Annotated in this window: 12 protein-coding genes and 1 pseudogene; 8 read left to right on the top strand and 5 right to left on the bottom strand. The window is 73.7% G+C overall.

Annotated elements, in window-relative coordinates; all coding sequences use genetic code 11:
- Positions 1-95: 95 nt before the first annotated feature.
- Both ACZ4UB_RS39200 and ACZ4UB_RS39195 read right to left on the bottom strand, forming a co-directional pair.
- The gene (locus ACZ4UB_RS39200) at positions 96-359 is read right to left on the bottom strand and encodes a DUF397 domain-containing protein (protein WP_468078022.1); all 264 of its coding nucleotides are present in this window, start codon (positions 357-359) and stop codon (positions 96-98) included.
- A complete protein-coding gene (locus ACZ4UB_RS39195) occupies positions 343-1,179 on the bottom strand; it encodes a helix-turn-helix domain-containing protein (RefSeq protein WP_468078020.1) in 837 nt (278 codons plus the stop codon). Before ACZ4UB_RS39195 ends, ACZ4UB_RS39200 begins: the two co-directional genes overlap by 17 nt.
- A 114-nt stretch (positions 1,180-1,293) precedes the next feature.
- Between ACZ4UB_RS39195 and ACZ4UB_RS39190 the strand changes: the two genes are divergently transcribed.
- From ACZ4UB_RS39190 to ACZ4UB_RS39180, 3 genes are all read left to right on the top strand, one after another.
- Positions 1,294-1,512, top strand: a complete 219-nt coding sequence (locus ACZ4UB_RS39190) for a hypothetical protein (RefSeq protein ID WP_354381255.1) — start codon at positions 1,294-1,296, stop codon at positions 1,510-1,512.
- A 62-nt stretch (positions 1,513-1,574) separates the two neighbouring features.
- Complete coding sequence (locus tag ACZ4UB_RS39185) at positions 1,575-1,805, top strand: hypothetical protein (RefSeq protein ID WP_468078018.1); 231 nt, start codon at positions 1,575-1,577, stop codon at positions 1,803-1,805.
- Positions 1,806-1,879: 74 nt separating this feature from the next.
- Positions 1,880-3,124, top strand: coding sequence for a serine hydrolase domain-containing protein (locus tag ACZ4UB_RS39180; protein ID WP_468078016.1), 1,245 nt, complete (start codon positions 1,880-1,882; stop codon positions 3,122-3,124).
- Between the two features lie 15 nt (positions 3,125-3,139).
- On the opposite strand, the gene ACZ4UB_RS39175 is transcribed toward ACZ4UB_RS39180, so the two are convergent.
- The 3 genes and pseudogenes from ACZ4UB_RS39175 to ACZ4UB_RS39165 form a co-directional block, all read right to left on the bottom strand.
- Entirely contained in the window at positions 3,140-4,654 is a 1,515-nt protein-coding gene (locus ACZ4UB_RS39175) for a PTS transporter subunit EIIC (RefSeq protein ID WP_468078014.1), read from the bottom strand.
- A 46-nt stretch (positions 4,655-4,700) separates the two neighbouring features.
- A complete protein-coding gene (gene murQ, locus ACZ4UB_RS39170; RefSeq protein ID WP_468078012.1) occupies positions 4,701-5,639 on the bottom strand; it encodes an N-acetylmuramic acid 6-phosphate etherase in 939 nt (312 codons plus the stop codon).
- Between the two features lie 379 nt (positions 5,640-6,018).
- Positions 6,019-6,942: pseudogene (locus tag ACZ4UB_RS39165) on the bottom strand (MurR/RpiR family transcriptional regulator); the annotation flags it as partial.
- Positions 6,943-7,045: 103 nt separating this feature from the next.
- Between ACZ4UB_RS39165 and ACZ4UB_RS39160 the strand changes: the two are divergent.
- The 5 genes from ACZ4UB_RS39160 (at position 7,046) to ACZ4UB_RS39140 (ending at position 13,037) form a co-directional block, all read left to right on the top strand.
- Complete coding sequence (locus ACZ4UB_RS39160; RefSeq protein ID WP_468078010.1) at positions 7,046-7,417, top strand: hypothetical protein; 372 nt, start codon at positions 7,046-7,048, stop codon at positions 7,415-7,417.
- 17 nt (positions 7,418-7,434) lie between these two features.
- A complete protein-coding gene (locus ACZ4UB_RS39155) occupies positions 7,435-7,704 on the top strand; it encodes a DUF4031 domain-containing protein (protein ID WP_351041706.1) in 270 nt (89 codons plus the stop codon).
- A 466-nt stretch (positions 7,705-8,170) separates the two neighbouring features.
- On the top strand, positions 8,171-8,326 hold the full coding sequence (lanA, locus tag ACZ4UB_RS39150; protein ID WP_354381260.1) for an SCO0268 family class II lanthipeptide: 156 nt from the start codon (positions 8,171-8,173) through the stop codon (positions 8,324-8,326).
- A gap of 116 nt (positions 8,327-8,442) precedes the next feature.
- Positions 8,443-11,712: a lantibiotic dehydratase gene (locus tag ACZ4UB_RS39145; RefSeq protein ID WP_468078008.1), complete on the top strand. Its 3,270-nt coding sequence runs from the start codon at positions 8,443-8,445 to the stop codon at positions 11,710-11,712.
- The gene (locus ACZ4UB_RS39140) at positions 11,709-13,037 is read left to right on the top strand and encodes a lanthionine synthetase C family protein (protein ID WP_468078006.1); all 1,329 of its coding nucleotides are present in this window, start codon (positions 11,709-11,711) and stop codon (positions 13,035-13,037) included. Before ACZ4UB_RS39145 ends, ACZ4UB_RS39140 begins: the two co-directional genes overlap by 4 nt.
- Positions 13,038-13,130 lie beyond the last annotated feature (93 nt).

Here is a 13,130-nt window from a genome sequence, read left to right as displayed (position 1 = left end):
CCCCCCCCCCCCCCCCCCCCCCCCCCCCCCCCCCCCCCCCCCCCCCCCCCCCCCCCCCCCCCCCCCCCCCCCCCCCCCCCCCCCCCCCCACGGCCCTAGCCGAGGCAGGCGACGAAGGCGGCCCAGGCCGGCGCGGCGAAGGCCAGGTGGGGGCCGTCGGGGCGCTTGCTGTCCCGGACGGGCACGACGTCGGGGTGGCCGTGGCCTTCGGCCACCTCGACGCAGTTACCGCCGTCGCCGCCGCTGTACGTGGACTTGCGCCAGGTGGCCATCTCCAGGCAGTTTCCGCCGCTGCCGTCGCTGTAGCTCGACTTGTGCCAAATGGCTGCCGACAGGTCGTACTCAGGCGTGCTCGTCATGCGCGTACTCCTCAGCTACTGACTCGATCAGGGCCAGCGATTCGCGTGGTGGCAGGGCGTCGGCCGTGAGGAGATCGTAGGTCAGGGAGTGACGGTTGACCGTGGCCGGATCGTCGAACAGCAAGCCAGTTCCACTGCCTTCGACGTATGCGAGCGATGGGGCGTCGTCGAAGGACATGAGCTTGATGGAGCCACCGGTGGATGCGTGGGCGCCGGAGCTGAACGGGAGTACTTGGACGACGATCCGATGCGAGTGGATCAGCGCGACGAGGTGGCGCAGTGCCTCGGCCATGACGGTAGGGCCGCCGACCTGACGACGTAGTACCGCCTCGTCAAGGACGATCCACAACAAGGGCGTTGTCGGATCGCTCAGGAGCGAGGCTCGCGCGAGCCGGTTCGTCACCAACTCGTCGATGACCGCTTCCGTCGCCGTCGGCTGGTACGCGCGGAAGACGGCACGGGCGTACGCCTCGGTCTGCAACAGCCCCGGGATGATCAGCGGCGCGTACTCGCGGATGCCCGTGGCCATCGCTTCGGCCTCGGCCGCCGCGGCGAAGTGGTCCGGATACTTCGATTTGGCCGCGGCCTCGCAATTCCGCGCGAAGAAGCCGCCCGTGTCCAGGATCTCGTCGATCCGGCTGGCGATGTCCAGGTGCATGCGCCGCGTGCCGGCTTCCAGTTGGCCGATGAACGAGCCGCTCACGAAGAGGGGTTCGCCCAACTCGGCCTGGCTGAGGCCCGCGCGGTCGCGCGCCACGCGGAGTTCGGCGCCCAGGAGGGCGCGGGGGGATGAGGAAGGGTCCAGGGGCTTTGGTGGCATGCCAACTCCTTGGTCAACACGTCCCGTTGTTGCGGGGTTCGCATTGAAAGGCTAGCGACCCGGTCGCCACGCTGTGTGTAGAAATCGATTACTCAGAGCGAAAGGTGACATGTGATGGTGATGACCCCCAAGGAGCGGCGCCAGGCCGCCGAGGAGGCCGTCTGGCAGCTCAAGGACGCCCTGGACGGCGTGGGGGTGGTGTTCCCGTCCCTCGGGGTGGACGTGGTGTCGGCGGCCGGGACGTACGGGCTCCCGCTCGTCGACCTCGGCCGCTGCAACCTGGACACCGCGATGCGCCTGGCCGCCGTGCTGCACGAGCGGGCCCACCCGTGACCGGGGCGCCGGGGCCGGCCGGGTCCGTGGCGCTATGGCATTCCAAATGCCTTAGTCGCGCCATGGCTGACGACATCGATTTTTCCCCTGGCGACGGGCCCAGTAGCGGCATCTCCGTCTCGCTCACCGCCGGGACGCTCTCCCGCCTCCGTGTGGAGCCGGTTGCGCAGGTTGTCGCCCAGTCCGTTGCCACTCTGCTGCGGGGCGCTGGGCCGCACGGTCACAAGTCCGCCATCGACGCCATCGAATTGCTCACGGCCGACCATGCGCGAGCAGTGGCTGAGAAGGTCTGATCTCCCCGCGCGGCGACACCCGTGACGGCCTACGCTGGATGTCGGGTTTGTTCTCGTACGGCGGGAGTCGGGCCATGACGCACTCGTCCATGCGGTTGCGCAGGGGGGCCGTGACCGCGGTCGCGGCCGGGATGCTGCTGGTGCCGCTCGGCGGCGGGGCGGCCTTCGCTCAGGGGACGGCCGTGCCGGGCGTCTTTGCCGCGACCGATCCGCCGGTGGCGCCCGGGACCGTACGGGAGCTGACGCCCGCCGTGGCGAAGCAGCTGGACGAGGCCGTGCAGCGGGTCATGACCGAGGCGAAGGTGCCCGGGGTGAGCGTGGGGCTGTGGACCGCGGACAAGGGCGAGTACGTCCGCTCCTTCGGCGTCGCCGACAAGGCCACCGGGCAGAAGATGGCCCGTGACCTGCACATGCGGATCGGCAGCGAGACGAAGACCTTCACCGTGACCGCCCTGCTCCAGCTCGTGGACCAGGGCAAGGTGAAGCTGGACGACACCATCGACACGTACATCAGCGGGGTGCCCAACGGGGACAAGATCACGCTCCGCCAGCTGGCCGAGATGCGCAGCGGGCTCTTCAACTACTCGGCGGACGAGGGCTTCTACAAGGCCCTGACCAGCAATCCCGACAAGCCCTTCACGCCGCAGCAGCTGCTCGACTACTCCTTCAAGCACCCCGTGCTCTTCGCGCCGGGGGCGAAGTTCTACTACTGCAACACCAACCTCATCCTGCTCGGCCTGGTGGTCGAGAAGCAGAGCGGGCAGCAGCTCGCGGACTACATAGACGAGCACGTCCTGACGCCGGCGGGGATGGACCGGACGCTCTTCCCGAAGGGCGCGGAGTTCCCCGAACCGCACGCGCAGGGGTACACGGAGCAGACGGCCAGCGGGAAGCTGGAGGACTCGGCCGACTGGAACCCCTCCTGGGGGTGGGCGGCCGGCGCGATGATCTCCACCCTCGACGACCTGCACACCTGGGCGCCGACGGTGGCCACGGGCGTCCTGCCCGACGGCAAGGACATGCTGAGCCCGGCCACGCAGAAGGACCGGCTGGACACGATCAAGACCACGATCCCGGGGGCGGGTTACGGCCTCGGAATCTTCAAGGTGCAGGGTTGGATCGGGCACAACGGTTCGCTGCCGGGCTACGAGTCGCTGACCATCTACCTGCCCGAGGCGAAGGCGTCGCTCGTCGTGGTGCTGAACACCGACGTCAACTACAAGGGCGCGGAGCCCTCGACGGTCTTCGGCGAGGCGATCACGAAGATCGCCTCGCCGGGGAACGTGTTCAACCTGCCCGCCGCACCCGCTGCGCGGTGATCGCGGCGCCGTGGACTACGACAGCGCCGGTTCCTTCGCGGGGGCCGGCGCCGCCGTGGTCGTGGCGGTCGCGGTGGCCGGGTCCGGCTCCGGGTCGGTGTTCAGGTCCACCAGCATCTGCTTCGTGAAGCCGAAGAAGTAGGTGGCGAGGAAGCCGACCGCGTAGCCGACGGCCAGGCCGCCCGCGTAGATGGCGATCGTCGTGCCCAGCCCGCCCTTGCCGTTGAGCAGGGGGAACAGCGCCCAGCCGGAGGGGCCGATGGCGGTCGAGCCGAAGGCCACGCCCAGCTGGTTGAAGAGCCCGATGAAGGCGCCGCCGGCCGCGCCGCCGATGCAGGCGGTGACGAACGGGCGGCCCAGCGGCAGCGAGACGCCGTAGATCAGCGGTTCGCCGACGCCGAGGAAGCCGGCCGGGAGGGCGGACTTGATGGTGCGGCGCAGCGAACCGTTGCGCGGGAGGCGGTAGTACACCGCGATGGCCGCGCCGACCTGGCCCGCGCCCGCCATGGCGAGGATGGGGAGCAGGACGGTGTAGCCGGTCTGCTCGATCAGGGTCGTGTGGATCGGGATCAGGGCCTGGTGCAGGCCGAGCATGACCAGGGGGAGGAAGAGCCCGCCGAGGACCAGTCCGGCGAAGGCGCCGCCGGTGGCGAGCAACCAGGTGGCGAAGGTACCGATGGCGTGGGAGGCCTCACCGGCGAGGAACATCAGGCCGAAGAGGGTGACCAGGCCGGAGACCAGCACGGTGAGGGTGGGGGTCACCAGGACGTCGAGGGCCTCGGGGACCCACCGGCGGCACCACTTCTCGACGTACACGGCGAGCAGCGCGGCGGCGAGGGCGCCGAGCACGCCGCCCTGGCCGGGGGAGAGCTGCTGGCCGAAGGCGTCGATCTTCGCGACGCCCGGGAAGACGATGATCGCGGCGACGGCGCCGCCGAGGATCGGGGTGCCGCCGAACTCCTTGGCCGTGTTGTAGCCGACGAAGACGGCGATCAGCGACATGAAGCCGGAGGCCATCGCGGCGAGCGCGGGGACGATGGTCGGCAGCCAACCGAAGTTCGTCAGCAGGCCGTTCAGGCCCGCGATGATGCCGCAGCCGATGAGGGCGGGGATCAGCGGGACGAAGATGTTCGCGACGCGGCGCAGGAAGAGCTTGAGGGGGGTGGCGTTCTTCGCCTTCTGGGCCTGCTTGAGGGCCGCGCCCTGGGCGGCGAGCTCGTCGGCCGTCACGGCGTGCGGGGCGGCCGGGGCCGGTGCGGGGGCGGCGGCGCGTTCCTCGGCGACCAGGGCTTCCAGCTCCGGGGTGACGCGGGCGACCGTACCCGGGCCGAGGACGATCTGGTACGTGTCGTCCTCTACGACGCCCATGACCGCGGGCAGGGCCTTGAGGGCCTCGTCCTGGACCAGGGTGCGGTCGCGCAGGCCGATGCGCAGGCGGGTCATGCAGTGGGCGATCGAGGTGATGTTGTCGGGGCCGCCGACCAGCGGAAGGATCGCGGCGGCGGTGGCGCGGTTCTTGTCTGTGGACATGGTGCGGGTCGTCCCTCGGTGGTGGGTCGGGTGCCGGTCGTGGCGGTCAGGTGGTGGGGGCGGGGCGCGCGGCGGTGAGCGCCTCTCGGAGGTGGCCGTGGGAGGACTCCAGCAGGTTCGCGGCCGTGGGGGCGTCGACCGCGCCGAGGATGACGAGGATCGCGTGCTTGACCTCGCCGGCGGTGGCGCTGAGCGCGGCCTCGATCTCCTCGTCCGGGGCGCCGGTGGCGAGGGCGACGATGCGGCGGGAGCGGGCGCGCAGCTTCTCGTTGGAGGCGCGCAGGTCGACCATCAGGTTCCCGTAGGTCTTGCCGAGGCGGATCATCACGATCGTCGAGATGAGGTTCAGGACGAGCTTCTGCGCGGTGCCGGCCTTGAGGCGGGTGGAACCGGTGAGCAGCTCGGGGCCGACGACGACCTCGACGGGGTGTTCGGCGGCCGCGCCGAGGGCGGAGTCCGCGTTGCAGGACAGGCCGACGCTGAGCGCGCCGCGGGTACGGGCGAACTCGACGGCGCCGATGGCGTACGGGGTGCGGCCGGAGGCCGAGATGCCGATGACGGTGTCGTCGGCGGTGAGGTCGAGGGCGGTGAGGTCCGCCACGGCCAGCTCGGTGGAGTCCTCGGCGCCTTCGACGGCCTTGACCATGGCGGACGGGCCGCCGGCGATCAGGCCGACGACGACGGAGGGGTCGGTGTTGAAGGTGGGCGGGCACTCGCTCGCGTCCAGGACGCCCATCCGGCCGGCCGTGCCGGCGCCGGCGTAGATCAGGCGGCCGCCGCGGGCCATGCGTTCCGCGATGGCGTCGATGGCGGTGGCGATCTGGGGGAGTTGGGCGGCGACGGCCGTGGGGACGGCGGTGTCCTCGGCGTTCATGATGCGGGCTAGGTCGAGGGTGGGGAGGCGGTCGATGTCGGCCAGCTCTGGGCGGAAGGCCTCTGTGGTGAGGGTGTCCAGCTGGTGGCGGAGGTCGCTGGTGGTGGGCATGGGCTGGCTCCTTGCGGGTGTTCTGCGGCCGTTGTCGCGCCTCCGGCGGGGGCCCTCAAGCGCCGGGCGGGCTGGAAACTCAGCCTCGTCGGCGTTCGAGGCGCCCTCCGGTGGGGGCGGGTGTTGCCTCCGGCGGGCCCTCAAGCGCCGGGCGGGCTGGATTTGGCTGGCCCTTGGGTGCCGAGCGGGCTGGATTGGGCTGGGCCTTGGGTGCTGGGCGGGCTGGGTTTGGTTGGGCCTTGGGGGCTGGGTGGGCTGGATTGGGCTGGGCCTGGGGCCTTGGGGAGTCAGCCTCGGCGGCGTTTGAGGCGTTTCTGGAGGGAGGGGGGACGGTGGCTCCGCCGGGGGGTGGGGTGCGGGGGAGGTTGGGGGTGGTGGCGCGGTGGCGGGGGGCCAGGGCTTCGTAGGAGGCTGATAGGGCGGGGGCGGCGGTGGCGTAGGAGCGCTGGGCGATGCCCACGAAGAGGCAGTCGACGACGAGCAGTTGGCTGGTCCGGCTGGACATGGCCGCCGGGCGCAGCTCGGTCTCCCGGGCCGCGGAGGTGGCGAGGACGAGGTCGGCGTAGTGGGCGACCGGCCCGCCGGGCCGCCCGGTGACGGCGATGGTGGTGGCCCCGCGCTCGAAGGCGTGGCGCAGCGGCTCGATCACGTCCCCGGTGGAGCCGGAGTGCGTGATCGCGACCGCCACGTCGCCGGGGCGCAGCAGGACGGCGTTGGTGATGGCCAGGTGCGGATCGCCGTGCGCGTGGGCGATCAGCCCGATGCGGAGCAGCTTCTGCGCGAGGTCGTGGGCGACCAGGGCGGAGGCGCCGACGCCGTAGAGGTCGATGCGGCGGGCGGCGGCGAGCGCCTTGACCGCGGCGGCCAGCTGGGCGTGGTCCAGGCCCGCGGCGGTGTCGGCGAGGGTCTGCTGCTCCTCGTAGGCCAGCTTGGCGATGACGTCCGCGATCGGGTCGTCCACGGCTATGTCGGCCGTGACGGCGGGGGAGGCGCCGGATTCCTGGCGGGCGGCGATCGCGGCGAGCGCGAGGCGCAGGTCCCGGTAGCCGGGGTAGCCGAGCAGGCGGGCGGTGCGGACCACGGTGGCCTCGCTGGTGCCGGTACGGGCGGCCAGCGCGGTGACGGTGAGCTGCGAGCAGTCGGCCGGGTCGGCGGCGACGGCTTCGGCGACGACCAGCATGGAACGGGTCATGGCGGGGCCCAGCGTGCGGATCTTGGCGCGCAGGGTCTCGGGGCCGGGGATCACGGCCGGGGCGGCCGGCGCCGGGCTCCGGCTGAAAGTTTCCTTCTGGTTTTCGCTCACTACTGAAAGATATTTTCAGGCGGTTCGGGGCGTCAAGACGCCATGGGGCCCCTGCCGGGCGGGACCTTCGCCACTTGGGGCGCGGGGGTCCACAATGACTCGTATGGACCACGCGACCCCCCTGGAGCAGGCGCTGCACGCCGCTCGTGCTCTCGTACTCGCCGACCTCATCGCGGGTGAGGTCGCCGACGCCGATGTCGTCTCCCTCGTCGAGGACTCGGTCGTGCACCGCCGCTGGTGGGCGGAGCAGTGGCCGGAGGGCGCCGACTACCTGGCCGGGCTCGTCGCCCAGGACGTGCAGGACGCGCTCCTGGAGAAGTACGGGCGCTGGCCGCTGTGCCCGGTCTGCTCGCACGAGGATCTGCACGCGCTGGACGTGGACCCGGAGTTGGGGCCCGATCCGCACTGGGTGTGCGGGAAGCAGGGCGTGAAGGTGGCCGCCGTGGGCGGGCTCGGCCCCGTCCTCGGTCGCTAGGGCCGGGGCCGGCCCCGGTGACCCTCTACATCGACCCGCCGACCTGGCCGGGGCACGGCCGCATGTGGTCGCACCTGGTCAGTGACGTCTCCTTCGAGGAGCTGCACGCCTTCGCGGCGGCCATCGGCTGCCCCGAGCGGGCCTTCGAGCGCGACCACTACGACGTCCCCTCGCACCGGTACGCGGACGCGGTGCGCGCGGGCGCCGTCGAGGTGGGCAGCAAGGAGATCGTCCGCCGGATCACGGCGGCGGGCCTGCGCCGGCCGAAGGGCCGCCCGTCGGCGTGATCCGACCGGGCGACCGGACCGCGTGAGCCGTCCGCATGAGGCGTGCTCGATAAGCCGTCGGGCGCGATCATGGCAAGGGCGCGATCACGCCACCTGGCCCACTGGTGTGGCGGGTGGGTCCTGGGGTGGGCGGCGGGGTCCCGGTGTGCGGCCGGATGTGACCGTTCGTGAGTCGGCGAGGGCCCTCGGGGACCGGCTTCCGGTGCGCTGGAGCGCGTAACTCCGTTGCTGCGGCGGGTCGGAGAAGCTCCTGGCTGAAGCGGTGGTTCCGGTCGAGGGGGACGTGCGGAGGTCGTCGCGGGCCCCGTTCTTGCGCCGGAAAGGGCTCGCTCCGGCATTTCTTTCGGTTGGCCGAAAAACAGCTCCCGGCGCAATGCTGCCGCAATGAAAGGTGTGGGGGCGGGCACCGAACAGGCGCTCTGATGTATCGATCATTTGTTCGCTTCACGAACCCGATGGGGGACACATGCGCATCGAAATGATTCTCGCCAACGACACGTCCGACCTGGACCTCGACCTCAGCATCTCCGAGGTCTCCGACCAGTCGCAGGAGTTCGGCGCCGGTACCTTCACCTCGCCGAGCAGCTACGCCATCGGCACCCGCTGCCCCACTTGCTGCTGACGCGGTAGACGTGATGTGAAGCGGGGCGGGCCGGTGCCCGCCCCGCTTCTTCGTACCGACACGGGGGATGAACGACGTTGGACCTCTTCGAGGTGCGAGGACCGGTGCTCGTGCGCATGGCGAGCACACCGCGCGGGAGCACCGAAGCCCGGATCGACGCGGCCGACCCCGTCCCGGGCCTGCGCCTCCTGGCCGCCGACCCGCTGCTGCGCCAGGCCGTCGAGGTCGCCAGCGGCAGCCTCTCCCTCAGCCTCCAGCGCCTCGCCACCGACGAGGGCGCCGCCGCCCTCGGCCGCAAGCGGACCCTCAGCGCGGCCAGGACCCTCACCCGCTACGCCCGCCGGGCGGGCGGGCGGCCCACCCCCTTCGGCCTGTTCGCCGGCGTCTCCCGGGCCCGTTTCGGCGCGGCGGACAAGGCGGAGCCCACCGCCCCGCCCGCCAGCCCGCCCACCGGCCCCGGACAGGTCGCGGTCCGGCTCGACGGGGCCTGGCTGCACCGGCGGGTGCGCGACTGGCTCGCGGTGCCCGAGGTGCGCCGGCGCACCGACGTGGTGCTGAACGACCTGTGCGTGCGCCGCGACGGGCGGCTCGTGCGGCACACCGGCGAGCGGGAGGTCTCGGTCCAGGACAACGCGCTCGTCGCCGTCGTCCGCGAAGCCGCCGCCCGCCCGGTCCCGTACACGGACCTGCTCGACGCCCTGGTCGAGCGCTTCCCGACGGTCGGGGCGGAGCGCATCGACGGGCTGCTGGCCGGACTGGTCCAGCACGGCTTCCTGCTCACCTCCCTGACCCCGCACCGCATCGACGCCGCGCTCCTCGACCGGATCGAGGCCGCCGTGCAGGGCGCGGTCCCGGGCGCGGCCGAAGGGCTGCGCGCGGTCCGCGCCGCGGCCGCCGCGCACGAGGCGGACCCGCCCGGCGAGGGCCGCGCGTCCTGGCGGGCCCTGCTGGACGCCGTACACGCCCTCGACGGACCGGGCGCCGCGGACGGCGCGGGCGCGCAGGGCGGGGCCGGGGCGCGGCCGCCCGTCCACGTCGACCTGCGGATGCCCGCCGACCTCGTGCTGCCCGAGGCGATCGGCGAGGAAGTGCGCCGCTACGCCGCCGCGATCTGGGCGATGACCCCGCAGTGGACCAGCCTCGATCACATGCGGGACTACCGCGAGCGGTTCATCGAGCGCTACGGCACCGCCTGTGCCGTCCCGCTCGGCGACCTCGTCGACCCGCACCGCGGGCTCGGCCTGCCGCCCTCCTACGGGGCCCCCGCGCCCGCGCACCCGCGCGTCGGACCCGGCGAGGACGCCGACCGCCCGCGCCGCGCGGCCATCGCGGAGCTGACCCAACAGGCGGTTCTCGACGGCGGTGACATCGAGCTCACCGACGCGGACGTGGCCCGGCTGGCCGCCGCCGTCGGACACGACCCGGCGGTCCGCGCCCCGCGCACCCTCGAACTCTGCTTCCAGGTCCTCGCCGACAGCCAAGAGGCCCTCGACCGGGGCGAGTTCACCCTGCTCGGCAGCCCACACATCGGCTCCTGGACGGCCGGCGCGACCGCGGGCCGCTTCGCCGCCCTCACCGGACTCACCGAAGAGCTGCGGGAGTTGGCCGCCGGCCCGGACGCCGACCCCGACGCCGACCCCGACATCGAGGCCGCCGACGCGCCGATCCTCGCGCAGGTCGACGTCATGCCGGGCGACCCGCGCTCCCTGAACATCGTGCAGGTCCCGCCGCTGCTGGAGCACCGGATCCCCATCGGGGTCGCCGACGACCGCGGCGATCCGCACTGCCTGGACTGGCGCACCCTCCTCGTCGCCGCCGGGGAGGACGGGCTGCGCCTGCTGCACGGGCCCACCGGCCGCCCGGTCGTCCCCGTCTTCCCGCACATGCTGGCCCTCGACGCCCAGGCCCCGCCCGTCGCCCGCTTCCTCAGCGACCTCGCCGCGGCCCGCCCGCGGGTGTGGTCCGGGTGGGACTGGGCCGGGCTCGACGTGCTCCCGTACCTCCCGAGCGTCCGCTACGGCCGCGTGATCACCGCCCCGCGCCGCTGGCTCGCCGGGCGCAGGCTGCTGGACGCGGCCCGCTCGTCCGACGACGCCGTGTGGGAGCAGGGGCTGCGCGACTGGCGGCGCCGGGGGCGGGTGCCCGACCGGATCCAGATCGCCCGCAACGACCAGATGTTCCCGGTCGACCTGAGCGAACCCTGGGACCAGGGGCTGCTGCGCGCCGAACTGACCGCGAAGGAACCGCGGTTCCAGCTGTACGAGGACCTCACCGCCGGCGGCGCCGGGCTCGGCTGGAACGGCGGGCACAGCACCGAGATCGTCGTCCCGCTGGTACGGGCCGCCCGCGCCGCCGCGCCGGCCCCGCCCGGCGCACCCGCGCCGCTCGCCCGCTCCGCCGTGCGCACCGCGCCCACCGCCGTCCACCTGCCCGGCGAGGACTGGCTCTACCTCAAGCTGTACGCCGAACCGGGCGTCCACGACGCACTGCTCGCCGACCACCTCCCGCGGCTGCTCGCCGAGGTCGACGCGGACGTCGACCGCTGGTTCTTCCTGCGCTACCGCGATCCCGAACCGCACCTGCGGATCCGGCTGCACGGCGACCCCGCGGCGCTGCACGGACGGGTGCTGCCCGCCGTGGCCCGGCACGTGCGCCGGCTGGTCGAGGCGGGCACCGTGCGGACCCTGACCCTGGACGCCTACCGGCCCGAGACCGACCGCTATCTGGGCGCGGACGCGCAGGAGGCGGCCGAGGGGCTCTTCCTGACCGACAGCCAGTCCGCGCTGATCCAGCTGCGGGCCCGGCGCGCCGGAGCGGCCGCGGTGGCGGACGAGGTCCTCGCCGCCGCCGGGCACGCGGTCCTGCTGGACTCCCTCGGCGACTGGGACTGGTGCGCCTGGGCGGACCACATGTTCACCAAGGGCCCCGACCACGAGGTCTACCAGCGCCACCGCGCCCTCGCCGACGAGCTGGTCCGCCCCGGCGAGGCCCCCGGGGACACCGCCCGCCGGGTCGGCGAACGACTCGGCGTCCCCGCCCTCGCCGAGCTGTGGACGCAGTCCCCGCAGCCGCGCGCCTTCGGCGCACTGCTGCTCGCCGCGCCCGAGGCCGACCGGGACGAGGCCGTGCTGTCCCTGCTGCACATGCGGCACAACCGGCTCTTCGGCATCGACCCGGCGGCGGAGGCCCGCGCCTACGCGGTGCTGCGCGGAGCCGCCCGCACCCGCCTCGCCGCCCGCGCCCACGCCCACCGCACCGCCCCCGATCCCGCCCCGGACGCCGTACCCGACGCCGACCGTGACGCCGCCCCCGATGCCGACCGCGGCTCCGCCCCCGACGCCGACCGCGGCGCGCAGGCGCGGCCGATGAGCAGGAGCAGCCGATGACCACCGCCGACAACGCCCGGCTGCGCGAGCGCGCCGGAGAGGTCTCGGAGCAGGTACTGGACCGGCTGGCCGACCCCGCCGCCACGATGGCCGCCACCCGGATCCCCGCCGAGGCCTCCGACGACGGCGAGCCCGAGGGGATCTGGGCCGAGCTGACCCTCGGCAGCGGCAGCCCGGGCCTGGCCATCGCCTTCAGCGGTGCGGCCCGCCCCGGAACGGACCGTACGGCCCGCGCGCACGGCTACCTGACGCTCGCGACCCGCGCCGCCGGCACCGGGGAGACCGTCCCGAGCGGCATCTTCAAGGGGCCCGGCGCCCTCGCCTTCGCCGTGCTGCTCGCCCACCGCGCCACCGGCGGCTACGTCTCCGTCCTCCAGAAGCTCGACGCGTACCAGCGCGGCCTGGTCCACACGGCGATGCCCGCCGTCCCGCGGGACTCCCCGCTGCCCACCATCGGCCACTACGAGGTGGTGCGCGGGATGACCGGCGTGGGCCGCTACCTCCTGGCCCGCGCCGAGACCTGCGGGGAGGAGCTGGAGTCCGTACTGGCCTACCTCGTCCGCCTGGCCGAGGGCGAGGTGGAGCACCGCGGCCACAAGGTGCCGCGCTGGTGGGCCCTGGACGCGCCGCGGATCGGCTCCGAGGCCAAGCTCCCCGACGGCCACCTCAACCTCGGGATCTCGCACGGGGTGGCGGGGCCGCTGGCGCTGCTGTCGCTGGCCTGGAGCCAGGGCGTACGGGTCCCCGGGCAGCAGGACGCCATCGAGTCGGCCGCGGCCCTGCTCACCCGGTGGGTGGTGCGCGACGAGCACGGGACGTACTGGCCCCCGCACCTGAGCCTGGCCGACTACCTCGCCGGCCCCGACGCCTACGCCGTCCCCGCCGGCTGGCCGTCCTGGTGCTACGGCGCGCCCGGGGTCTCGCGCGCGCTGCAACTGGCCGGGCTGGCGCTGGGCCGGGCGGACTGGACGGCCACGGCGCTGGCCTCGGTGGAGCGGATGCTGACGCTGCCCCCGGAGCGGTGGGGGATCAACGACAACGCGCTGTGCCACGGCTGGGCGGGCGCCCTGCACCAGCTCGGCCGGCTGAACGAGCACGCCGGCGACCCGCGGATCCAGTCCGTCCGGGACGGCATCGCGGCCCGGCTCGTCGCGGACTTCGACCCGGAGCTGCCCTTCGGCTTCCGCTTCACGATGACGAAGGCGGCGTACGGCACGGACGTCTCGGGCTACCTGGACGGGGCGGCGGGCCTGGCGCTGGCCCTGGACGCGTACTCCGTCGGAGGCGCGCCCTCGGGCTGGGACATGCCGCTGCTGCTGTCGTAGGGGGGGGGGGGGGGGGGGGGGGGGGGGGGGGGGGGGGGGGGGGGGGGGGGGGGGGGGGGGGGGGGGGGGGGGGGGGGGGGGGGGGGGGGGGGG

Source organism: Streptomyces sp. NPDC028419 (assembly GCF_055565515.1).
The sequence above is the reverse complement of the archived record's forward strand: the minus strand, read 5'-3'. Positions and strand labels throughout refer to the sequence as shown.